Source organism: Actinophytocola sp. NPDC049390 (genome assembly GCF_044466355.1).
Taxonomy (GTDB): domain Bacteria; phylum Actinomycetota; class Actinomycetes; order Mycobacteriales; family Pseudonocardiaceae; genus Actinophytocola.
Map to the genome: position 1 here is coordinate 64883 of NZ_JBITMQ010000008.1, position 22500 is coordinate 87382.

Below are 22500 nucleotides of genomic sequence, written 5' to 3' on the forward strand. Positions count from 1 at the left end.
TTTGTTTTACGTGTTGCTCCCGTGGGGGGGGTGGGGTTTGTCGTGGGTGTGGGTTGTGTTGGTGGGGGGGGGGGGGGGGGGGGGGCGGGCCCCCCCCCCCCCCCCCGACCCGTTCGCTGCCGCGGACCTTCACCACGCAAACCGCGCGCGGGTTCGGACTCCATCCGCGTGACCTGTACCGGTTGCGCGACGACGGGGGCTTCGTCGAACTGTCCCGTGGTGTGTTTCGGCAGGCTGACGCACCTCCGCCGCGCTGGCCGGACCTGCTCGCGGTCGCCTACCGCGCTCCGGTCGCCGTCGTGTGTTGCGTTTCCGCGCTGGTCGTGCACGACATGACCGATGAGATCCCTTCCGCGGTGCAGATCGCCGTGCCACGACCGAGCCGACCGCCCCGCATCGACCATCCGCCGACCGAGATTTTCCGGTTCGCCGAAGCGACGTTCGAAGTGGGCGTGTCCATGGTGGAAGCCGCGCCGGGTGAGAATGCCCGTGTCTACGGCCCCGAGCGGACCATCGTCGACGTCATGCGTCTTCGTCACCGCTTGGGTGAATCGCTGGCGTTCGGCGCTATGCGCCGTTATCTGCGTCGCGGTGACGCGCGTCCCGGCCAACTCCTCGCTTTCGCGCGCGATCTCGGCGTCTTCGTTCCGGTCCGGGCCGCTCTCGATGTGGTGAGTGCGGAGTGAGCCGACCAACCACCGCATTGACGCTCGACGAAACGTCGGTGATCCGGTCACACCGGCGCCCCAATGGATCGACATGCAGTCACAACGTCCCGACTTCATCCTCCTCCACCACCGCATGGCGGCCGGACGCACGGGCATGGCGGCCTTCCGGATCGGATGCGTGACAGATCGACTGGAGTGGAGACAGTCGTTTCGCCCGCTGACCGGTCAGAAGCGGTAGCGGGTCTGGCCGAAGTTCCCCTTGCCCTTGGTGAAGGCGAACGCGACGACCGGTTCGATCCGGAACACCATCGCGCCGCCGCCGTCCGCGTGGCGGAACATGCCGTCCGCGACGTCGTAGGTCCAGAAGCTGCCGTACTTCGCCGTCCAGGCCGTGGCCAGCTCGCGCAGCGTGGCGTCGTCGGTGATCCGGTGGGCGGTGCCCTCCAGCACGACGTCCACCCCGGTCCAGTGCTCGTTCTTGCCGGTGGTCAGCACGCAGTGCGGGTTGTCCGCGAGGTTGCGGGCCTTGCGCTCGTCGGGGCCGGTGCCGATGTGCGGCGCGCCGTCGTGCCAGACCGCGGGCAGCGGGGTGACGTGCGGCCGACCGTCCGGGCGGACAGTGGACAGCCAGCACAGTTCCGCGCGCACCAGCAGCTCCCGCGCCTCCGGCCACGGGAAGGCCTCGGTGATCTCGCTGTACCGCGGGTCGAGTTCGGTTACAGGTGCCATCGGTCACTCCTCGGTCGTGATGTGACGATGTGGACCACGTCCGTCCGGAAAACTCATCGCCGCTGACGACCCCGTCGTGGGGTGATGCGAGGATGGCGACGTGTCGAGCACCGTGATCGTGATCATCGTCGCCGTTGTCGTGCTGCTCGCGCTCGCCGTGGTCGCGGGCGTGGTGCTGAACCGGCGGCGGCGGATCAACCTGACGGAGAAGCCGCAGGTCGAGGAGAAGCCCGCCAAGGGTGGCTACCAGGCGGGCAGCGGCATCAGCTTCACACAGGGCGGACCCAAGACGGCCGCCCCGCCGAAGAAGCCGGAGCCCGAGCCGGCAGCCGACGAACCGGTCACCGAACCCGAGCCGGTCGAGGAGGTCGCGCCCGCGCAGGCCGAGGCCGCCGTCGAAGCGGGCCCCGAGGTCGTCCCGGCCGAGCCCGCGGTCGTCGACGAGGTCGCGCCGACCGAGCCACCCGCCCCGATCGAGGAGATCGAGCCCACCGCCGGACGGCTGGAGCGGCTGCGTGGCCGTCTCTCCCGTTCCCGCTCCGCCTTCGGGCAGGGCCTGCTTGGGCTGCTCGGCGCCGGTGACCTGGACGAGGACTCCTGGACCGAGGTCGAGGACACCCTGCTGCTCGCCGACCTGGGCGCCGCCACCACCACCGAGATCGTCGAGCGGCTCCGAGAGGAGCTGGTCAGCCGCAAGGTACGCACCGCCGACGAGGCCCGCACGCTCCTGCGCGACGTGCTCGTCGACGCGCTGCACCCCGACATGGACCGGGCCGTCCGCGCGCTCCCGCACGAGGACAACGGTACGAAGCTGCCCGCGGTCGTGCTCGTCACCGGCGTCAACGGCACCGGGAAGACCACCACCACCGGCAAGCTCGCCCGGGTGCTCGTCGCCGACGGGCGCACGGTCATGCTCGGCGCGGCCGACACGTTCCGCGCCGCGGCCGTCGAACAGCTCGCCACCTGGGCCGAGCGGGTCGGGGCCGAGGTCGTGCGCGGCAAGGAAGGCGCCGACCCGGCCGCCGTCGCGTTCGACTCCGTCAAGCGCGGCGTCGAGACCGGTGTCGACGCGGTCCTCGTCGACACCGCGGGCCGCCTGCACACCAAGACCGGCCTGATGGACGAGCTGGGCAAGGTCAAGCGGGTCGTCGAGAAGCAGACCAAGGTCGACGAGGTCCTGCTGGTCCTCGACGCCACCACCGGCCAGAACGGCCTCACCCAGGCCCGCGTGTTCGCCGAGGTCGTCGACATCACCGGCATCGTGCTCACCAAGCTCGACGGCACCGCGAAGGGCGGCATCGTCTTCCAGGTGCAGCGCGAGCTGGGCGTGCCGGTCAAGCTGGTCGGGCTCGGCGAGGGCGCCGACGACCTGGCGCCGTTCGAGCCGGGCGCGTTCGTCGACGCGCTGCTGAACTGAGAGGGGCTTCGATGGAGTTCCAGGACGTCGTCCGCAAGCGCAGGATGGTCCGCCGCTTCCAGGCCGACCGCCCGGTGCCGAAGGAGGTCCTCGACCGGATCCTGCACAACGCGACCCGCGGCCCGTCCGCCGGGTTCTCGCAGGGGCAGGCGTTCCTCGTGCTCCAAGGCGAGGACCTGGCGAAGTTCTGGGCGCTGCGCCCGCACGGCAACGGGGTGTCCACCGCGCCGCTGCTGATCGTGCCGTTGTCGTGCAAGCGGGTGTACCTGGACCGCTACGCCGAGCCGGACAAGGGCTGGACCGACCGCGACGAGGCCCGCTGGCCCGTCCCGTTCTGGCACATCGACACCGGCATGGCCACGCTGCTGATCCTGCAGACGGCCGTCGACCAGGGCCTCGGCGCGCTGTACTTCGGCATCCAGCCCGAGGACGTGGGCCCGTTCCGCGAGCGCTACGGCGTCCCCGACGACCACGAGCCGATCGGCGCGATCGCCATCGGCTACTCCGACGAACCCGAGCAGTCCGGCTCCCCGAAGAGCCGCACCCGCCGCCCGGTCGACGAGGTCGTCCACCACGGCCGCTGGTGAACGCCCTGAAAGACGCTTTCGGGACGTTGAGCGTCCCGAGAGCGTCTTTCAGGGCATGGGGGACCTAGGGTGTAGGTCATGGTCGACATCCAGGTGCTCGGCGGTGCCGTCGAGCGAAGCGAGGAGATTCTCACCCCCGAGGCGCTGGAGTTCCTCGGCGGTCTGCACGAGCGGTTCGCCGCCCGGCGCGACGAGCTGCTGGCAGCCCGCGCGACGCGCCGCGAGGAGGCGTCCCGGACCGGCAGGCTGGACTTCCTCGACGGCACCCGCGACGTCCGCGAGTCCGAGTGGCGGGTCGCGGAAGCGCCCGCCGACCTGCGGGACCGCCGGGTGGAGATCACCGGGCCGACCGAGCGGAAGATGGCGATCAACGCGCTCAACTCCGGCGCCAAGGTGTGGCTCGCCGACCTGGAGGACGCCAACACCCCGCACTGGGAGAACGTGGTCGGCGGGCAGGTCAACCTCGCCGACGCGGTCCGCAAGACCATCGCGTTCACCTCGCCCGAGGGCAAGGAGTACGCGCTCAAGGGCGACGAGCACGCCGTCATCGTGATGCGGCCCCGCGGCTGGCACCTCGACGAGCGGCACATCGAGGTGAACGGCCGCCGGGCGGTCGGCGCACTGGTCGACTTCGGCCTCTACTTCTTCCACAACGCGCGGGAACTGCTCACCCGCGGCAGCGGCCCGTACTTCTACCTCCCCAAGATGGAGTCGCACCTCGAGGCACGCCTCTGGAACGACGTCTTCACCCACGCCCAGGAAACCCTCGGCATCCCGCACGGCACGGTCCGCGCCACCGTCCTCATCGAGACGATCCCGGCCGCGTTCGAGATGGAGGAGATCCTCTACGAGCTGCGCGACCACGCCTCGGGCCTCAACGCGGGCCGCTGGGACTACCTGTTCAGCATCATCAAGTACTTCCGCGACGCGGGTGCCGACTTCACGCTGCCCGACCGCAACGACGTCACCATGACCGCGCCGTTCATGCGGGCCTACACCGAGCTGCTGGTCCGCACCTGCCACAAGCGGGGCGCGTTCGCGATGGGTGGCATGGCCGCGTTCATCCCGAACCGCCGCGACCCCGAGGTCACCGAGAAGGCGCTCGCCAAGGTGCACGACGACAAGCGGCGCGAGGCGGGCGACGGGTTCGACGGCTCGTGGGTCGCGCACCCCGACCTGGTGTCCATCTGCGACGAGGAGTTCACGGCTGTCCTCGGCGACGACCCGAACCAGCTCGGCAAGCTCCGCGAGGACGTGTCCGTCACCGCCGACCAGTTGCTCGACGTCAGGTCGACCCCCGGCAACACCACCGCCGCGGGCCTGCGGGCCGCGGTCGACGTCGGCGTCCGCTACCTCGCGTCCTGGCTGGGCGGCAACGGCGCGGCCGCGATCCACAACCTGATGGAGGACGCGGCGACCGCCGAGATCTCCCGCTCGCAGGTGTGGCAGTGGGTGCGCAACGACGTCAAGCTCGACACCGGTGCCACGGTCACCGCCGACCTGGTGCGTGAGCTGCTGGCCGACGTCCGCGCGGACCTCGACGGCCTCGCACACCTCGAACCGGCGTGCGAGCTGTTCGAGCAGGTCGCGCTGGCCGACGACTTCCCCGACTTCCTGACTCTGCCCGCCTACGAGCGGATCTGAGGTGCGCACGTCCCTGGACGGGTCGCTGCTCGCCGGGCTCGCCCGCCGGCTGTCCGAGGTGGACGCCGCGCGGGCGGCGCGCTACCCCGGTGACGCGGGCGGGCGGCAGCCCGTGCACACGTGCTACGTCCCGGCCGACCAGGTCACCGGCGACCTGCCCGCGCGCTGGGGCGCGGCCGCCCTCGCGGCGCTGGCGGAGCACGCACCCGGCCCGCACGCGTTCGCGCAGGTCCTGGGCATGCCGCCCGACCTGGCGGAACCCGTGCACGAAAAGGTGGTCGCGAAGCTGCGGCGGGAACCCGTCGAGGACCTGCGGATCGACTTCGAGGACGGCTACGGCCTGCGGCCCGCCGCCGACGAGGACGCCGACGTGGTCCGCTGCGCGGGCCTGGCCACCACGATGGCGACTCCGTGGGTGGGCATCCGGTTCAAGTCGTTCGAGCTGTTCGAGCGTGGCGTGCGCACGCTCGACCTGTTCCTCACCGAGCTGACCGAGGTGCCCGCCGGGCTGGTGCTCACCTTCCCGAAGGTGACCGCCGTCGAGCAGGTCGCGATACTGGTGGAACTCCTGGAGGTGCTGGAGGACCGGCTCGACCTGCCGCCGGGCCGGCTGCGGTTCGAGATCCAGATCGAGACCACGCAGTCCATCGTGGACGTGTCGGGCGCGCTCGCCATCCCGGGCTTCATCACCGCGGGCAAGGGCCGGGTGTCCGGGCTGCACTTCGGCACCTACGACTACACCGCCGCGTGTGGCCTGTCCGCCTCGGAACAGCACCTCGGTCACGCGGCGTGCGACTTCGCGCGGCACGTCATGCAGGTCAGTGCCGCGGGCACCGGGGTGCGGTTGTCGGACGGTTCCACGAACGTGCTGCCGGTGGGCGACCGCGATGCCGTCCACACGGCATGGCGCACGCATTTCGGGTTCACACTGCGGTCGCTGACGCACGGCTTCTACCAGGGCTGGGACCTGCACCCGGCGCAGCTCGTGACCCGCTACGCCGCCAACTACGCGTTCTACCTCGGCAACGCGGCCGCCGACGCCAAACGCTTGCGTGCCTATGTCCACAAGGCCGACGCGGGTGTCCTGGACGAACCCGCGACGGCGCAGGCGCTCGCGATGTCCATGCGGCGGGCACTGGACTGCGGTGCGCTGTCCGCCGCCGACGTCGAGCAGCTGTGCGGGCTGACCGAGGACGAGCTGGGCAGGCTGGTCAGACGGGAGCCCCTGTGACACCACCGGATCTCGTCATCCGCGCGCACAGGATGATCACGCCGGAAGGGGAGCGGCCGGGTGCCGTGGGCGTCGCCGACGGCGTGATCGTGGCGGTCGAGCCGGAGCTCGACGGGCCCGTGTTCGTCGACCTCGCCGACGACGAGGTGCTGCTGCCGGGCCTGGTCGACACCCACGTGCACGTGAACGACCCCGGCCGCACCGAGTGGGAGGGCTTCGCGACCGCCACCCGCGCGGCCGCGGCGGGCGGGGTCACGACGCTCCTCGACATGCCGCTCAACAGCGTGCCGCCCACGACCGACGTGGCGGCGCTGGACGTCAAGCGCGCCACCGCGTTCGGCCGCACACACGTCGACGTCGGCTTCTGGGGCGGTGCGGTGCCCGGCAACCTGGCGCGGCTGCCCGCGTTGCACGAGGCGGGTGTGTTCGGCTTCAAGTGCTTCCTGCTGCACTCCGGCGTCGACGAGTTCGGCCACCTGTCGACGGGTGAGCTGCGGGACGCGCTCGACGTGCTGGCGGGGATCGACGCGCTGATGATCGTCCACGCCGAGGACCCGGACCTCATCGAGCACGCGCCGGACCCGCACGGCCGCGCCTACCGCGACTTCCTCGCGTCCCGGCCGAAAGAGGCCGAGCACCGCGCGATCGCCACCCTCATAGACCTCGCGCGGCGCACCGGCGCCCGCGTGCACGTGCTCCACCTGTCGTCGGCGGGCGCGCTGCCGATGCTGTCGGCCGCGCGCCGCGACGGGGTAGCGATCACCGTCGAGACCTGCCCGCACTACCTCACGCTGACCGCCGAGGAGATCGCCGACGGGGCCACGCAGTTCAAGTGCTGCCCGCCGATCCGCGACGCCGCCAACCGGGACGCGCTGTGGCAGGGCCTCGCGGACGGCGTCATCGACTGCGTGGTCAGCGACCACTCGCCGTGCACCGCCGACCTGAAATGCTTCGGCACCGGCGACTTCGGCGAGGCGTGGGGCGGCATCGCGGGGCTCCAGCTGGGACTGCCCGCGGTGTGGACGGAGGCGCGGCGGCGCGGGGTGGCGCTGGCCGACGTGGTGCGGTGGATGTCGGCGGCACCCGCGGACCTGGCCCGGTTGACCGCCAAGGGTGCCATCGCCGCCGGCCGGGACGCGGACCTGTGCGTGTTCGCGCCCGACGCCGAGTTCACCGTGGACGCGGCGGAACTGTTCCACCGCAACGCCGTCTCCGCCTATCACGGCCGCACACTGACCGGGGTCGTGCGGCGGACGTGGTTACGCGGCCGCGACGTCACCGGAAAAATTCCGCACGGGAAGCTGTTGGAGCGCTGATGGACTTCACGGGGTTACCGGATCTCGCGTCCCGCCGGGCCGGGGGCAGCGTGCTGTGGGCCAACGACGAGCTGTTCGCCGAGCGGGAGAACCTGATCCGCCCGCAGGAACCGGTGTTCCAGCCCGCCACCTTCGGCCACAAAGGACAGATCTACGACGGCTGGGAGACCCGCAGGCGCCGCGAGCCGGGCGTCGACCAGGCCGTCGTCCGGCTCGGGCTGCCCGGGGTGGTGTCCGGCATCGTCGTGGACACCGCGTACTTCACCGGCAACTACCCGCCGTTCTGCTGGGTGGAGGGCGCGTCGGTGGACGGCTACCCGTCACCCGAGGAGCTGGCGGACGCGGACTGGCAACCGCTCGTGCCGCGTTCTCCCTTGCTGGGCAACACGAAGAACCCGTTCGACGTCGCCGACCCGCAGCGGTACACGCACGTGCGGCTGACCATCGACCCCGACGGCGGGGTCGCGCGGCTGCGGGTGCACGGCACACCGGTCGCCGACCCGAGGTTCCTCGACCTGGCGTCGCTGGACCTCGCCGCGCTGGAACACGGCGCGACGATCGACGGCTGCAGCAACATGTTCTACTCCTCGCCCGCGAACCTGATCGCGCCCGGCTTCGCGCAGGTGATGGGGGAGGGCTGGGAGACCGCCCGGCGCCGCGACGACGACAACGACTGGATCTCGGTCCGGCTCGCCGCGGAGGGCGTGGTGCGCATGGCCGAGCTGGACACCAGCCACTTCAAGGGGAACGCGCCGGGCTGGGCGTCGCTCACCGGGCGCGTCGGCGACGACTGGGTGGAACTGCTGCCCAGAACCCGCCTGCAGCCCGACACCCGGCACCGCTTCCGCCTGCGGGGTCCCGCCGTGACCCACGTCCGCATGGACGTCTACCCCGACGGCGGCATGGCCCGGCTGCGACTGCACGGCGCGCTGACCGAGACGGGGCAGACGGACCTGGTGTGCCGGTGGCTCAACACCCTCCCGGCGAGCGACGCGACGGCGGCGCTCGTCGAGGCCGGGCTGCCGGTCACCGAGGCCGCCGATCTGGTCGCGAGGCGCCCGTTCACGGAGATCCCGGCCGCACAGGAGCCGCACACGTAGACCCGTCAGAGGTGTGTTCGGTTGGCAGGCCGCGCCCGGTCTCCCCGATGATGGGCGCGTGTCGAGGAAACTGGTTGTGCTCACCGCCGTCGCGGCTGCCCTCGTCGCCGGGTGCGAGGAGAGCACGCCGCCGGCGAGACCCACCGGCGCCGTCCACGACGACGAGGTCCGGATCGTGAACCTCAACGCCGCCATGGGCTACAAGAACAGCGCGGGCGACTCGGCGGGCACGGACGCGACCACAGCCGACTTCGAACTCCTCGCCGACGACATCCTCGGCCAGCGCGGCGACGTGGCGAACCTGCAGGAGATGGCCCTGCCCGCCGCACGCGAGCTGCGCGACATCCTCGGGAAAAGGACCGGCGAGGAATGGCAGCTGAACTGGGGGTACTCCGTCGACGCCTCCTACTACAAGGGCGAGGACGGCGAGCCGGGCCCGCGGCCGGGCTACCAGAACGTGCCCGCGGGCAACGCGCAGCTCATCCGCATCGGTGACGGCGTCACCGCGCAGAAACCCCTCACCGACGACGGCAGGAAGGACGACGGGAAGAACGCCGACCAGGGCATCATGCTGCCCTCGGGCGGGCGGTCGTTCGTCGGCGCCGAGATCACCACGGCGGCCGGCCCGGTGGCCGTCTACAACACCCACCTCGCGCTCGACGAGGTGCCCGACCCGGAGCGCGCCGCGGACGTGCGGCGGATCCAGGAGGTCACCGAGGCGAACACGGACCCGGCCGTGCTGACCGGCGACTTCAACCAGACCATCGACTTCGTGCCGGGGCAGCCGTACCCGAACCGGCTGACAGTCGACGCGATCCGCGCGTTCATGGACACCCACGGGTACACCGACGTCGCCCGCGACAAGGGCCCGACCAGCAACGAGAAGCGCAAGTACCTCGGTACGAAGCGCATCGACTACATCCTCGTGCGCGGTGTCGCCACCACCGACACGGTCCGGTTCGTCAGTCACGAGTCCGACCACTGGGGCCTGTCGACCACGCTCGACCTCACCGCGACGGTCGGCCCGCCCGCCTCGAAGACGACCACGGCCCCCACCACGACCACGACCACGACGCAGGCGGGGCCCACGACCGAGGGCGCCATCGCGCGGTACGAACAGTTCCTGCACGCCATCGGGGCCGAGGACGTGCCGACGATGTGCGAGATCGCGGGCCCGGCGGCGAAGCAGGCCGAGGACCAGGGCTTCGGGCCGTGCGAACAGACCATGCCGGTGACGCTGTCCATGATGTCCGCGGCGCAGAAGGCGGCGCTGAAGACCGCGGCCGTCGACCCGGCGGAGGTCACCGCACAGGGCACGACCGTCCAGATCCCGGCCACCGCGGTCCGTGCCGCCGTCCCGTTCACCTCGAGCGACCTCGGCGACGCCGTGCTGTCGTTCCAGGGCGGACAGTGGTTCGTCGTCGACTGATGATGTTTCGCGCAGCCGGTTCGCGGTACTCCTCCGCCGTGCGGACACTGTTCAGGCGTCGCTTTCGCCGGGTTGGTCGGATCGACGCCGAACTCGTCCGGCGCAGCGGTCATCTTCCTCGTACCCGGGCGGACAAGGGCTTCCAGTCGCTCGGCCGCGCCGCCGATCACAGCAAGCTGTGGTTCGCGATCGCCGCGTTGCTGATCTCCGGGAAGGGCGCCACCCGGCGGTCCGGAGCGCGTGGTGTCGCCGCCATCGGCTTCGCGAGCTTCGCCGCGAGCGCCGTCGGCAAACACCTCTTTCCCCGCCGCCGCCCGGCCGCGGACCTCCTGCCGGTCTACCGGCGCATGACGAAACGACCGACGTCGTCGTCCTTCCCGTCCGGGCACGCGGCGTCCGCGTTCGCGTTCGCCTCGGCCGCCGCCATGGAGCACCGCGGCGTCGGCGCCGCCGTGTTCCCCGTGGCCGCGGCCGTCGCGTACAGCCGGGTCCACACCGGTGTGCACTGGCCGTCGGACGTCGTCGCGGGCGCGGCCATCGGCGTCGGCGCCGCCTACGCGACCCGCCACTGGTGGCCACACCGGAAGGACCTGCCCGTCGGCCCCCGGCGACGCGACACCGCGGCGGAACTCGGCGACGGCAAGGGCCTCGTGTTCGTGGTGAACCCCGGCGCCGGGTCGAGCGGCGACGCGGGCGAGGAGGTCCGCAAGGCGTGGCCCCGCGCGGACGTCGTCGAGATCGTGCCGGACCTGGACGTGGCCGGGGAACTGACGAAGAAGATCAAGAACGACGACGTCCGGGCCCTCGGCGCCGCGGGCGGGGACGGGACCGTCGCGTGCGTGGCCGGGATCGCCGTCGACCACGGCCTGCCGCTGGTGCTGGTCCCCGCGGGCACGCTGGACCACTTCGCCCGCGACGTCGGCATCGCGAACCTCGACGAGGCACAGGCCGCGTCGCGCGCGGGCTCGGTCGTCGTGTGCGACACCGGCGCGGTCGACGTCGTCGACCGCGCCGGCGAGGTCGAACGGGTCGTGTTCGTGAACACGGCGAGCCTCGGCGGCTACCCGGAAACCGTGCGCCTGCGGGAAAAGCTCCAGGCCCGCTGGCCCAAGTGGGCGGCCGTGCTGCTCGCCACCACCCGCACACTGCGCAGCGCCAAACCGCTCAGCATCCTGCTGAACGGGCGCCAGCGCCTCGTGTGGATGCTGTTCGTCGGCAACGGACCCTACGAGCCGAAGGGCTTCGGCGCGGCCCGCCGCCCCTCGCTCGCCGCGGGCAAGCTCGACGTGCGCTACCTGCGTGCCGACGTGCCGTACTCCCGCGCCCGGTTCCTGCTCGCGTCGCTCACCGGCACGCTGGCGACGTCGCACGTGTACCGCCACGCCGAGGTGTCCTCTGTCGACGTCGTCCTCCTCGACGGCCACCGCAGGATCGCGCTGGACGGTGAGGTCGGTCCGCTCGGCCGCCGCTTCACGTTCCGCGTCCGCGAACGCGCTCTGGCGGTCTACGTCCCCTGACCGCGCAGCGCCGCCCGCATCCGCCGCACCCGGTCGTCCGGTCTCTGGCGTGGGCAGCTGACGCACTTCCGCTGTCCCGGTGACTCGTACACGAGACAGCACGACGCCCGCCGCACCGCGGGCTGCCCGTCGACCGTCACGTACCGCGGCACAGGGAACCGGTCGTCAGCCGCCAGCTCGACCGCGTGGGCCGCGGTGCCCCCCGCCCACAGCACCCGGTTGGCGAGCGAGTCGGTCGCGATCGCCCACAACGCGCGCGTGCTCGCCCCCGACGCGGCCGCGACCGCGTCGACGCACGTCGCGACCACGGCCGCGGTGCGCGCGGGCGCCTCCGCACGGTCCACAGTGGACGACGAGCGGGCGTCGAGCAGACGCCCGTCCGGGTGCGGGAACAGCGTCATCGACGCCAGCGCGGGATCGGCCACCCGGCCACCCGCCACGTACGTCCCGGCGACCGGGCCGAGCAGCACCGAGCTGGCCGAGTACCACCACAGGACACCGGTGGTCGCCGAGTCGGTCAGCGCGAACCGGCTCGCTGTCGCGGCGAGCGCGTCGGCGAGCCAGGCGGGGTCGGTGACCGCGACGGCGGGCACGGGCTGCGGACCGGCGATGACGTGAGAGTAGCGGTGCGGATTCGGAAACGTGCTCGTAACACGAACGCTCCGACAGTTCACCACTGTGAAACACACCACGCGATCCTGCGAAACGTGGTTTTTGAATGCTCCTCCGCAAGTCGATGCCCGCAAAGCGGAGGAGGAAAGCGTGGAAGGGAATACGGCCTGGTTGCTCACCAGTGCCGCCCTGGTGCTGTTGATGACACCGGGGCTGGCGTTCTTCTACGGCGGCATGGTGCGCACCAAGAGCGTGCTCAACATGCTGATGATGTGCTTCGGAGCCATCGCCGTCGTCGGTGTGCTGTGGGTCATCTACGGCTACTCCATCGCCTTCGGCGACGACGTCGGCGGCGGTCTCATCGGTGACGTCACCCAGTACATCGGCCTCTCCGGCCTGATCGGCAACTCCGACGCGCTGACCACCACGGCCTTCGTCGCGTTCCAGGCGATGTTCGCGGTCATCACCGTCGCGCTGATCGCCGGTGCGATCGCCGACCGGGTCCGGTTCGGCGCCTGGATGCTGTTCGCGGGCCTCTGGGCCACGATCGTGTACTTCCCGGTCGCGCACTGGGTGTTCGACTTCAGCAACGACTCGGGGCACGTCGGCGGCTGGATCGCCAACGACCTCGTCGCGTTCGACTTCGCCGGTGGCACCGCGGTCCACATCAACGCCGGTGCGGCGGCCCTGGCGCTCGCCATCGTGGTCGGCAAGCGCCGAGGCTGGCCCAAGGAGCCGATGAAGCCGCACAACCTGCCGTTCGTGATGCTGGGCGCCGGTCTGCTGTGGTTCGGCTGGTTCGGGTTCAACGCCGGTTCCGCGCTGGCGGCCAACGGGCTCGCGGGTGTCGCGTTCATCAACACCTTCTCGGCCACGGCCGCCGCGATCATCGGCTGGCTGCTCATCGAGCGGCTCCGCGACGGGCACGCCACCAGCCTCGGCGCCGCGTCCGGTGTCGTCGCGGGCCTCGTCGCGATCACCCCGGCCTGTGCGTTCGTCGACACCTGGGGCGCGCTGCTCATCGGTGTGCTCGCGGGTGCGTTCTGCGCTCTCGCGGTCGGCCTCAAGTACAAGTTCGGTTTCGACGACTCGCTCGACGTGGTCGGCGTCCACCTGGTCGGCGGCCTGTGGGGCACCCTGGCCATCGGCCTGTTCCAGACGACCTACGTCAACGACACGGGCGTGTCCGGCCTGTTCTACGGCGGCGGTGCCACGCAGCTGGGCAAGCAGGCGGTCGGCGCGCTCGCCGTGCTCGCGTTCTCCTTCGTGGTCACGCTGATCATCGGTTACCTGATCAAGGTCACCATCGGCTGGCGCGTCTCCGACGAGGAGGAGGTCACCGGCATCGACGAGGCGGAGCACGCGGAGAGCGCGTACGAGTTCTCCGGTCTGCGCAGCGGGTCGTCGCCGATCTCCAGGGCGGCGGACGCGTTGTCCGGTAACAAGGTCCCGGCAAAGGCGAGCAAGGAAGGCTGAACCATGAAGCTGGTTACGGCGATCATCAAGCCGTTCACGCTCGATGACGTCAAGGCCGCGCTGGAGCAGGTCGGCGTGCTGGGCATGACGGTCAGCGAGGTCCAGGGGTACGGCAGGCAGAAGGGCCACACCGAGGTCTACCGCGGTGCCGAGTACTCGGTCGACTTCGTGCCGAAGGTGCGGGTCGAGGTCCTGGTCGACGACGCGTTGGGGGACAAGGTGGTGGAGGCCGTGGTCGAGGCCGCGCGGACCGGCAAGATCGGAGACGGCAAGGTCTGGGTCACGCCGGTGGACACCGTGGTCAGGGTGCGCACCGGGGAGCGCGGCACAGACGCGCTCTGATGGTGCCTCAGGGGGAGGGGGCGGCCGCCCGCGAGGTCCCGGCCGCCCCCACTGCTGCCGACCTGGTGCTGGCCCGCGACCGGCTGCTCGGCCGGGGCTCTTCGCGGAGCTTGCGGAGCGAACCATCAGGCGCTGTGCACCAGGCGGGCCGGCTCGGTCCGGACGTCCTGCGGGAGGCCCTGACCGATCTGCACGAGTTCTGGCTCACCGTGCACGCCGCGCAGGCCGGCATCGGCTCGGACACGACGGGGATCGCGCTGGTCGCCGTCGGCGGTCTGGGCCGCCGCGAACTCGTGCCGTACTCGGACCTCGACCTGGTCCTCGTCCACGACGGCAAGGCGGGCGGGCGCGTCGAGAAGGTCGCCGAACAGCTCTGGTACCCGCTGTGGAACTCCGGCGTCGGCCTCGACCACTCCGTGCGGACCGTGTCCGAGGCGATCTCCGTCGCCTCGGACGACCTGCGCACCGCGACGGGCCTGCTCGACGCGCGGCACCTCGCGGGGGACGCCGACCTGACCCGTCAGCTCGCGGACTCCGCGCGGGAGGCGTGGCGCACCGGTGTGCGGCGCCGGGTGGACGACATCGCCGCCTCGGCACGTGCCCGCTGGCAGCGCAGCGGCGAGGTCGCGCACTGGGTGGAACCCGACCTCAAGCACGGCCGCGGCGGCCTGCGCGACCTGGCGCTGCTCGACGCGCTCGCCCTCGCGCAGCTGGTCGACCGGCCGTCGGGGGAGGTGTCGCAGGCACGCAGGCTGCTTCTCGACACCCGCACCGAACTCCGCCGCATCGCGGGCCGGCCCCGCGACGTGCTCATGCCGCAGGACGGCGACGAGATCGCGTCCGTGCTCGGCATCGGTGACCGGTTCGCGCTGGCCAGGGCCCTGTCCGGGGCAGGGCGTGCGGTCGCGTACGCGCTGGACGTGGCGTTCCGCGCGATCCAGCCGTCCCGCCAGGCACGCAGGATGCTCGGCGTGCTGCGCCGCCAGCCGCAGCGCCGTCCGCTGGCCGAGGGGGTCGTGCTCAGCGGTGACGAGGTCACGCTCGCCCGCGACGTCGACCCGGGCAAGGACCCGGGTCTCCTGCTGCGTGTCGCCGCGGCGGCCGCCCGCACGGGCCGACCGATCGCGCCCGGCACGTTGTCGCGGCTGGGCGAGTCCGCGCCGGAGCCGCGTGCGCCGTGGCCCGCGGACGTGCGGCAGGAGCTGGTGTCGCTGCTGGGCGCCGGCGAGGGCCTCATCGACGTGATCGAGGCGCTGGACCGGACCGGGCTGTGGGCGCGGCTGTTCCCCGAGTGGGGCGCGGTCCGTGACCTGCCGCCGCGTGACGCCGCGCACGTGTGGACCGTGGACCGGCACCTCGTGCAGGCCACCGCCAACGCCGCGAAGCTCGTGACCAGGGTGTCCCGGCCGGACCTGCTGCTGATCGGCGCCGTCCTGCACGACATCGGCAAGGGCCGCCACCAGGACCACTCGGTCGTGGGCGCGGCACTCGCGAAGCAGGTGGGCGAGCGGCTCGGGCTGGCGGCCCCGGACGTCGCCACGCTGTCGGCGATGGTCCGTCACCACCTGCTGCTCCCGCACACGGCGACCCGCCGCAACATCGAGGACGAGGCGACCGTCAAGCGCGTCGTCGACACCCTCGACGGCGACCCGGTGCTGCTGGAGCTGCTGCACGCCCTCGCGGAGGTCGACTCGCTCGCGACCGGCCCCGGCGTGTGGACGGACTGGAAGGCGTCGCTGGTCGCCGACCTGGTGGCGAGGGCGCGGCGGCTCATGGCGGGGGAGCGGCACGAACCACCCGCCCCGCTGACCGACGAACAGCGGTCACTGGCGGAGAGGGTCGCCGCGTCCGGCACCCCGGACGTGATCATCTCCGCCGACCGCTCCTACGCGACGATCACGCTCGTCGCCCCCGACCGCCCCGGCCTGCTGTCCCGTGCGGCGGGCGTGCTGGCCCTGCACTCACTGAAGGTCCACGCGGCGGAACTGCGCTCCCACGCCGGCGCGGCGGTGGACGTGTTCTCGGTGTCCCCGCGCTTCGGCTCCCTGCCGGACGCGGCGCTGCTGCGCGAACAGTTCACGCGTGCGGTGACGGGCTCCCTCCCGCTGGCGGACAAACTGGCCGCCAAGGAACGCGACTACGCCTCGGAACAGGACGACCCCCCGGAGCCCCGGATCCTCTGGTTCGACGACGAGGCGGACGGCGGCGCCGACAGCAAGGACGTGGTGCTGGAACTGAGGGCCGCCGACCGCCTGGGCCTCCTCCACGGCGTCGCGGACGCCCTGGAACGCTGCGGCGCGAACGTCCTGTGGGCCCGCGCCATGCAGGTAGGCGGCACAGCGATCTCAAGCTTCAGCCTGGCCAACACCACAGGCGACACCACAAACAAAACCTGGCGAACCCAAGTAGAACAAGCAGTCCTAACCACCTGCTAACCCCGCGAGTCACGCCCCCAAACACCGCGAGTCGCGTTCCCAGACAGGGCGAGTCGCGTGCCCAGGCATAGCGAGTTGTCGGTTTCGTGTAGGTGCCGGGCCATCTGCGTGTGCACGGAACCACCAACTCGGTGTGTCCGGGAACGCGACTCGCGGTGTTCCAGAGCGCGACTCGCGGTGTCTGGGGCGCGACTCGCGGAGTTGAGTAGTTACCCCTACCTCGAACCGGGGGAGTTCGCGCTGCCCTCTCGGTGCTCGAAAGGAGAGGCTTCACCTGCGCATCGGGGAGGGTGCGCGACTGGGTAGGCCGGGGTTGGGCCCGTCGAGGGGTCGGGCCCATCCCGGCGACCGGATCACCCAACCGGCTACCCTCGACAGGGTGTTCGACACTCTTTCCGATCGGCTCACGTCGGTCCTGCAGAACCTCCGCGGCCGCGGCCGGCTGTCCGAGGCCGACGTCGACGCCACCGCGCGCGAGATCAGGATCGCGTTGCTGGAGGCGGACGTCGCGCTTCCGGTGGTCCGGACGTTCATCGCCGCCGTCAAGGAACGCGCCAAGGGCGCGGAGGTCTCCGGCGCGCTGAACCCGGCCCAGCAGGTCGTCAAGATCGTCAACGAGGAACTGGTCAAGATCCTCGGCGGCGAGACCCGCAGGCTGAACCTGGCGAAGAACCCGCCGTCGGTGATCATGCTCGCCGGTCTGCAGGGTTCCGGTAAGACCACGCTCGCCGGCAAGCTCGCCCGGTGGCTGACCAGCCAGGGCCACACCCCGCTGCTCGTCGCCTGCGACCTCCAGCGCCCCAACGCGGTGAACCAGCTGCAGGTCGTCGGTGAGCGCGCCGGTGTCCCGACCTACGCGCCGGAGCCGGGCAACGGCGTCGGCGACCCGGTCGACGTGGCCCGCCGCTCGATCGACGAGGCCAAGCGCGCCCAGCACGACATCGTCATCATCGACACCGCCGGCCGGCTGGGTGTCGACGAGGAGATGATGCGGCAGGCCGCGAACATCCGCGAGGCCACGCAGCCCGACGAGGTCCTGTTCGTGGTCGACGCCATGATCGGTCAGGACGCCGTCACGACGGCCGAGGCGTTCCGCGACGGCGTCGGCTTCACCGGTGTGGTCCTCACCAAGCTCGACGGCGACGCCCGCGGTGGTGCCGCCCTGTCGGTCCGCGAGGTCACCGGCCAGCCGATCCTCTTCGCCTCCAACGGCGAGAAGCTCGAGGACTTCGACGCCTTCCACCCCGACCGGATGGCGTCGCGCATCCTCGGCATGGGTGACGTCCTCACCCTCATCGAGCAGGCCGAGCAGGCGTTCGACAAGGAGCAGGCCGAGGCCGCCGCCGCCAAGATCGGCACCGGCGAGCTGACCCTGGAGGACTTCCTGGAGCAGATGCTCGCGGTCCGCAAGATGGGCCCGATCGCGAACCTGCTCGGCATGCTCCCGGGCGCGGGCCAGATGAAGGACCAGCTCGCGCAGGTCGACGACAAGCACCTCGACCGGCTGCAGGCGATCATCCGCGGCATGACCCCGGCGGAGCGCAACGACCCGAAGATCATCAACGCGTCCCGTCGCGCACGTATCGCCCGCGGTTCCGGCGTCGCGATCCGCGAGGTCAACGACCTCGTGAACCGCTTCTACGAGGCCCGCAAGATGATGCAGCAGATGGCGGGCCGCTTCGGCTTCCCCGGCGGCAACCGCGGTGGCAGCAAGTCGCGCAAGGGCAAGAAGGGCAAGAAGGGCAAGGGGCGGGGCCCGACGCCACCGAAGGTGCGCGGCGGGATGCCCGCGTTCCCCGGCGGTATGCCCGACCTGTCGAAGATGCCGCCCGGCCAGGGCGAGCTGCCGCCGGGTCTCGCCGGGCTGGACCAGGGCCTGCCGCCCGGCTTCGACCCGTCGAAGCTCAAGTTCCCGAAGAAGCCCAAGGACAACTGAGGCATGCCGGCTCTGCACCTGCGGGGCGTGGTGCTCCCCGAAGGCGAGACCCGCGACCTGTGGATCGTCAACGGACGCATCCGCCTGACCCCGGTCCCGTACGCGGAGACGATCTCCGACGGCGGCTTCCTCGTGCCCGGTCTCGTCGACGCGCACTGCCACATCGGCCTCGCCGCCGAGGACCTGGACGAGGCCGAGCAGCACGCGCTCATGGACCGCGACGCGGGCACGCTGCTGGTCCGCGACTGCGGCGCCCCGCTCGACACCCGGCCGCTGCAGGAGAAGCTGGAGCTGCCGAGGATCATCCGCGCGGGCAAGCACATCGCACGGCCCAAGCGGTACATCCGGTACGTCAGCGACGAGCTGGAGGACCCGGCGCAGCTGCCCGCCGCGGTCGCCGAGCAGGCGGCCGACGGCGACGGCTGGGTCAAGCTCGTCGGCGACTGGATCGACCGCGAGGTCGGCGACCTCGCCCCGCTGTGGCCGGACGACGTGCTGGCCGAGGCGATCAAGGTCGCCCACGACGCGGGCGCCCGGGTCACCGCACACGTGTTCGGCGAGGACGCGCTACCCGGCCTGATCCGCGCTGGCATCGACTGCATCGAGCACGGCACCGGCCTCACCGCCGACACGATCGACCTCATGGTCGACCACGGCACCGCGCTCGTCCCCACGCTGATCAACATCGAGACGTTCCCCGGCCTCGCGGCCGGTGCCAGCAAGTACCCCGTGTACGCGGGGCACATGCTGGACCTGTACGCCCGCGTCCGCCAGACCGTCGGCGCGGCCGTGGAAGCGGGGGTCCCGGTCTACGCGGGCACGGACGCGGGCGGCGGCATCGCCCACGGCCGGATCGTCGACGAGGTCGTCGCCCTGCACGAGATGGGCCTGTCCCGCACGGACGCGCTGGCCAGCGCGTCGTGGCAGGCACGCGACTGGCTGGGTTTCCGCGGCATCGAGGAGGGCGCGGCGGCCGACGTCATCGTCTACGACACCGATCCGACCGCGGATCTGGCGGCCCTGCGGGCGCCGAGCCGGATCGTGCTGCGCGGCCGTGTCATTCTTTAGACCGTCATTTGACGCCTGATCCATCGGGTTCGGCGGTCGATGACGCACTACCCTGAGGTAGGTGACGACCGAGCGGGAAGCGACGCCCACGCCCGACGTCGCCGAACCCTCGGAGGTACGCACCCACAAATGGGGCTTCGGCGCGTTCCTTTTCGTGTTCGCGGTCTTCGTGCTGTCGGCGGTCGTCATCGGCGCCCTGGTCAGCGCGGTCGCGCCGCAAGCGGTCGGGTCACCCTCGGTCATCGTGATCGGCACGATGGTGCCCACGGTGCTCGCGACCGGCGTGGCGCTGCTCGTCACCAAGCTGCGCGGCAACGGCCCGCGGATCGACCTGCGCTGGTCGATGCGTGCCGAGGACGTCAGGGCCGGGTTCAAGTGGGGGCTCATCGGCCTGATCTGCACGACGGTCGCCGCGTTCCTGTGGACCAACCTGGTCGGCGACCAGAACGCCCAGTCCGCGGTCGGTGCCCTGGTGGACAACCAGCGCATGCCCATCGCGCTCGCGATCGCCATGTTCCTGTTCGTGTGGCTGATCGGCCCGGTCTGCGAGGAAATCATCTACCGCGGCCTGCTGTGGGGCGCGCTCGAACGGCTCAAGTGGGGCCGCTGGGCCGTGTTCGTCCTCACCACCATCATCTTCGCGGTCAGCCACCTCGAACCGCTGCGCACGTCGTTGTTGCTGGTCATCGGCATCCCGATCGGCCTGGCCAGGCTGTTCACGGGCCGTCTGGGCGCGAGCATCGTCGCCCACCAGGTCAACAACTTCCTGCCCGCGGTGGCGACGCTGCTCGTCGCCGTCGGGGCGATGCCCGCCTGAATATGCCGTCCTGGCATAATGGCTAGCTGTCCGTCGTGGCCGGACCCTCTCACCGTGCCAGGGCGCCATCAACTTGGGGCACCAGCGGGCCGCATCCCCACGCGGCTCACCGATGCCCGAACATGATCAAGAGGAGCACCACAACCCGTGGCAGTCAAGATCAAGCTGCAGCGTCTCGGCAAGATCCGGGCGCCGTACTACCGCGTCATCGTCTCGGATGCCCGCACCCGCCGCAGCGGCAAGGCCATCGAGACGATCGGCCAGTACCGGCCGAAGGAGGAGCCCAGCTTCATCCAGGTCGACTCCGAGCGTGCGCAGTACTGGCTGGGTGTCGGCGCGCAGCCGACCGAGTCGGTGCAGCGGATCCTGGAGATCACCGGTGACTGGCAGAAGTTCAAGGGCCTGCCGGGCGCCGAGGGCACGCTGAAGGTCGCCGAGGCCAAGACCTCCAAGCAGGAGCTGTTCGAGCAGGCCCTCAAGGAGGCCGGCAGCGAGCCGACCACCGAGGCCACCACCCCGAAGAAGAAGGGTGGCGCCAAGAAGGCCGACGCCAAGAAGGCCGACGAGAAGTCGGATGAGGGTGCCAAGGAAGACGCGTGAGTTTCCTCGCGGACGCCCTTGAGCACCTCGTGCGCGGCATCGTCGACAACCCGGACGACGTGCGCGTCGAGCTGGTGACCACCCGCCGTGGTCGCACGCTCGAACTGCACGTCAACCCGGATGACCTCGGCAAGGTGATCGGCCGGGGCGGCCGCACCGCCACCGCGCTGCGCACCGTCATGGCCGGTATCGGCGGCCGAGGCATCCGAGTGGACGTCGTCGACACCGACCAGTAATGGCTGACCTGCTCCTGGTCGGGCGGGTGGCCAAGGCTCACGGCATCTCCGGTGAGCTGGCCGTCGACATCCACACCGACGTGCCCGACGAACGCTTCGCTCCCGGAGCCGTGCTCACGGCGCGGCTCCGGGACCGTTCTGTCCGCCCGGTGACGGTGACGACGGCCCGTCCCCACTCCGGGCGTCTCCTCGTGCGTTTCGACGAGGTCCCCGACCGCACGGTCGCCGAGACGATGCGTGGTGCCCAGCTGCTGGTCGACGCGGCGGAGCTGGCGCCGTCGGACGACCCGGACGCGTTCTACGACCACGAGCTCGAAGGCCTCGCCGCCGTGCTCACCGACGGCACGCCGATCGGCACGGTGTCGGAGATCGCGCGTGCCCCTGCCGGTGAGCTGCTGGTGGTCAGGAAAGAGGACGGCACGGAGGCCCTCGTCCCGTTCGTCCGCGCGATCGTTCCCGAGGTCGACGTGAAGGCGGGCCGAGTGGTCATCGACCCGCCGGAAGGCCTGCTCTAGATGCGGGTCGACGTCGTCACGATCTTCCCCGAGTACCTCGACCCGCTCCGCCACGCGCTGCTCGGCCGGGCGATCGAGCGCGGCCTGCTGTCCGTCGACGTCCACGACCTGCGCCGCTGGACCCACGACGTCCACAAGGCCGTCGACGACAGCCCCTACGGCGGCGGTCCCGGCATGGTGATGAAGCCGCAGGTGTGGGGCGAGGCGCTCGACGAGCTGTGCGCCTCCGGGACACCCCGGATGGTCGTGCCCACGCCGGCGGGCCGCCCGTTCACGCAGGCCATGGCCCACGAGTACGCCCGCGAGGACTGGCTGGTGTTCGCGTGCGGCCGTTACGAGGGCATCGACCAGCGCGTGCTCGACGACGCCGCCCGCCGCATGACCGTCGACGAGGTCTCCATCGGCGACTACGTGCTGGTCGGCGGCGAGGTCGCGGTCATGGTGATGGTCGAGGCCGTCGCCCGGCTCCTGCCCGGCGTCCTCGGCAACCCCGCGTCCCACGAACAGGACTCGTTCTCCGACGGCCTGCTCGAGGGCCCAAGCTACACGCGGCCGGAGATCTGGCGGGACCTCCCGGTGCCGGAGGTGCTCCGCTCCGGCAACCACGGCGCGATCGCGCGCTGGCGGCGTGACCAGGCCCTGACCAGGACGTTCGACCGCCGCCCCGACCTGCTGGCGGCCCTGCCGACGGACGCGCTCGACAAGCACGACCTGGCCCATCTGGCACGCGTCCGAGATCCCGATGACGACCCGGGGAAATCGGTCTGACATACTGGACCGGTTGTTGCGACCGGGGTGATGCCTGGGCGCACTCACACGGACTCC

21 protein-coding genes are annotated in these 22500 nt (G+C 71.3%); 19 read left to right on the forward strand and 2 right to left on the reverse strand.

Annotation, left to right across the window (positions count from 1 at the left end):
- Positions 1-182 precede the first annotated feature (182 nt).
- Entirely contained in the window at positions 183-686 is a 504-nt protein-coding gene (locus ACIBVP_RS22745; RefSeq protein WP_396108245.1) for a hypothetical protein, read from the forward strand.
- Between the two features lie 207 nt (positions 687-893).
- Here ACIBVP_RS22745 and ACIBVP_RS22750 read toward each other — a convergent pair whose 3' ends face one another.
- Positions 894-1397, reverse strand: a complete 504-nt coding sequence (locus ACIBVP_RS22750; protein ID WP_396108246.1) for a pyridoxamine 5'-phosphate oxidase family protein — start codon at positions 1395-1397, stop codon at positions 894-896.
- 100 nt (positions 1398-1497) lie between these two features.
- Here ACIBVP_RS22750 and ftsY point away from each other — a divergent pair, with 100 nt between their 5' ends.
- The 8 genes from ftsY to ACIBVP_RS22790 all read left to right on the forward strand — a co-directional run bounded on the left by ftsY (position 1498) and on the right by ACIBVP_RS22790 (position 11638).
- Positions 1498-2814 carry a signal recognition particle-docking protein FtsY gene (ftsY, locus tag ACIBVP_RS22755; protein ID WP_396108247.1) on the forward strand — a complete coding sequence of 439 codons (1317 nt, stop codon included), beginning with the start codon at positions 1498-1500 and terminating at the stop codon, positions 2812-2814.
- Positions 2815-2825: 11 nt separating this feature from the next.
- Positions 2826-3401: a nitroreductase family protein gene (locus tag ACIBVP_RS22760; RefSeq protein WP_396108249.1), complete on the forward strand. Its 576-nt coding sequence runs from the start codon at positions 2826-2828 to the stop codon at positions 3399-3401.
- Between the two features lie 78 nt (positions 3402-3479).
- A complete protein-coding gene (gene aceB / locus ACIBVP_RS22765) occupies positions 3480-5045 on the forward strand; it encodes a malate synthase A (protein WP_396108250.1) in 1566 nt (521 codons plus the stop codon).
- A 1-nt stretch (position 5046) separates the two neighbouring features.
- The gene (locus tag ACIBVP_RS22770) at positions 5047-6276 is read left to right on the forward strand and encodes a DUF6986 family protein (RefSeq protein WP_396108251.1); all 1230 of its coding nucleotides are present in this window, start codon (positions 5047-5049) and stop codon (positions 6274-6276) included.
- Positions 6273-7592, forward strand: a complete 1320-nt coding sequence (gene allB, locus ACIBVP_RS22775; protein ID WP_396108252.1) for an allantoinase AllB — start codon at positions 6273-6275, stop codon at positions 7590-7592. Before ACIBVP_RS22770 ends, allB begins: the two co-directional genes overlap by 4 nt.
- Positions 7592-8692 (forward strand): allantoicase, encoded by a 1101-nt coding sequence (alc, locus tag ACIBVP_RS22780; protein WP_396108253.1) that lies wholly within the window; start codon positions 7592-7594, stop codon positions 8690-8692. The genes allB and alc overlap by 1 nt, the downstream gene beginning before the upstream one ends.
- Positions 8693-8750: 58 nt before the next feature.
- Positions 8751-10121, forward strand: coding sequence for an endonuclease/exonuclease/phosphatase family protein (locus tag ACIBVP_RS22785; protein ID WP_396108254.1), 1371 nt, complete (start codon positions 8751-8753; stop codon positions 10119-10121).
- A 2-nt stretch (positions 10122-10123) separates the two neighbouring features.
- Complete coding sequence (locus ACIBVP_RS22790) at positions 10124-11638, forward strand: phosphatase PAP2 family protein (protein ID WP_396108571.1); 1515 nt, start codon at positions 10124-10126, stop codon at positions 11636-11638.
- Here ACIBVP_RS22790 and ACIBVP_RS22795 read toward each other — a convergent pair.
- Entirely contained in the window at positions 11626-12231 is a 606-nt protein-coding gene (locus ACIBVP_RS22795) for a (2Fe-2S)-binding protein (RefSeq protein WP_396108255.1), read from the reverse strand. The two genes, ACIBVP_RS22790 and ACIBVP_RS22795, sit on opposite strands and share 13 nt — an antisense overlap.
- Positions 12232-12400: 169 nt before the next feature.
- On the opposite strand from ACIBVP_RS22795, the gene ACIBVP_RS22800 reads away from it, so the two are divergent.
- From ACIBVP_RS22800 to trmD, 10 genes are all read left to right on the forward strand, one after another.
- On the forward strand, positions 12401-13726 hold the full coding sequence (locus ACIBVP_RS22800; protein ID WP_396108256.1) for an ammonium transporter: 1326 nt from the start codon (positions 12401-12403) through the stop codon (positions 13724-13726).
- A gap of 3 nt (positions 13727-13729) precedes the next feature.
- Complete coding sequence (locus ACIBVP_RS22805) at positions 13730-14068, forward strand: P-II family nitrogen regulator (protein WP_184814642.1); 339 nt, start codon at positions 13730-13732, stop codon at positions 14066-14068.
- Positions 14068-16503 (forward strand): [protein-PII] uridylyltransferase, encoded by a 2436-nt coding sequence (locus ACIBVP_RS22810; protein WP_396108257.1) that lies wholly within the window; start codon positions 14068-14070, stop codon positions 16501-16503. Before ACIBVP_RS22805 ends, ACIBVP_RS22810 begins: the two co-directional genes overlap by 1 nt.
- Before the next feature lie 379 nt (positions 16504-16882).
- A complete protein-coding gene (gene ffh / locus ACIBVP_RS22815; protein WP_396108258.1) occupies positions 16883-18439 on the forward strand; it encodes a signal recognition particle protein in 1557 nt (518 codons plus the stop codon).
- Positions 18440-18442: 3 nt separating this feature from the next.
- Complete coding sequence (locus tag ACIBVP_RS22820) at positions 18443-19507, forward strand: amidohydrolase family protein (protein ID WP_396108260.1); 1065 nt, start codon at positions 18443-18445, stop codon at positions 19505-19507.
- Positions 19508-19568: 61 nt separating this feature from the next.
- On the forward strand, positions 19569-20324 hold the full coding sequence (locus ACIBVP_RS22825) for a lysostaphin resistance A-like protein (RefSeq protein ID WP_396108261.1): 756 nt from the start codon (positions 19569-19571) through the stop codon (positions 20322-20324).
- Positions 20325-20471: 147 nt separating this feature from the next.
- Positions 20472-20924, forward strand: coding sequence for a 30S ribosomal protein S16 (rpsP, locus tag ACIBVP_RS22830; RefSeq protein WP_396108262.1), 453 nt, complete (start codon positions 20472-20474; stop codon positions 20922-20924).
- The gene (locus tag ACIBVP_RS22835; RefSeq protein ID WP_075128707.1) at positions 20921-21160 is read left to right on the forward strand and encodes an RNA-binding protein; all 240 of its coding nucleotides are present in this window, start codon (positions 20921-20923) and stop codon (positions 21158-21160) included. Before rpsP ends, ACIBVP_RS22835 begins: the two co-directional genes overlap by 4 nt.
- Complete coding sequence (rimM, locus tag ACIBVP_RS22840; RefSeq protein WP_396108263.1) at positions 21160-21675, forward strand: ribosome maturation factor RimM; 516 nt, start codon at positions 21160-21162, stop codon at positions 21673-21675. Before ACIBVP_RS22835 ends, rimM begins: the two co-directional genes overlap by 1 nt.
- Complete coding sequence (trmD, locus tag ACIBVP_RS22845) at positions 21676-22443, forward strand: tRNA (guanosine(37)-N1)-methyltransferase TrmD (RefSeq protein WP_396108264.1); 768 nt, start codon at positions 21676-21678, stop codon at positions 22441-22443.
- Positions 22444-22500 lie beyond the last annotated feature (57 nt).

Bases quoted from the DNA above. Each gene is read 5' to 3' on its own strand.
- ACIBVP_RS22750 (WP_396108246.1), bottom strand. From the start codon at position 1,397: ATGGCACCTGTAACCGAACTCGACCCGCGGTACAGCGAGATCACCGAG.
- ACIBVP_RS22760 (WP_396108249.1), top strand. From the start codon at position 2,826: ATGGAGTTCCAGGACGTCGTCCGCAAGCGCAGGATGGTCCGCCGCTTC.
- aceB (WP_396108250.1), top strand. From the start codon at position 3,480: ATGGTCGACATCCAGGTGCTCGGCGGTGCCGTCGAGCGAAGCGAGGAG.
- alc (WP_396108253.1), top strand. From the start codon at position 7,592: ATGGACTTCACGGGGTTACCGGATCTCGCGTCCCGCCGGGCCGGGGGC.
- ACIBVP_RS22790 (WP_396108571.1), top strand. From the start codon at position 10,124: ATGTTTCGCGCAGCCGGTTCGCGGTACTCCTCCGCCGTGCGGACACTG.
- ACIBVP_RS22805 (WP_184814642.1), top strand. From the start codon at position 13,730: ATGAAGCTGGTTACGGCGATCATCAAGCCGTTCACGCTCGATGACGTC.
- ACIBVP_RS22810 (WP_396108257.1), top strand. From the start codon at position 14,068: ATGGTGCCTCAGGGGGAGGGGGCGGCCGCCCGCGAGGTCCCGGCCGCC.
- ACIBVP_RS22820 (WP_396108260.1), top strand. From the start codon at position 18,443: ATGCCGGCTCTGCACCTGCGGGGCGTGGTGCTCCCCGAAGGCGAGACC.
- rimM (WP_396108263.1), top strand. From the start codon at position 21,160: ATGGCTGACCTGCTCCTGGTCGGGCGGGTGGCCAAGGCTCACGGCATC.
- trmD (WP_396108264.1), top strand. From the start codon at position 21,676: ATGCGGGTCGACGTCGTCACGATCTTCCCCGAGTACCTCGACCCGCTC.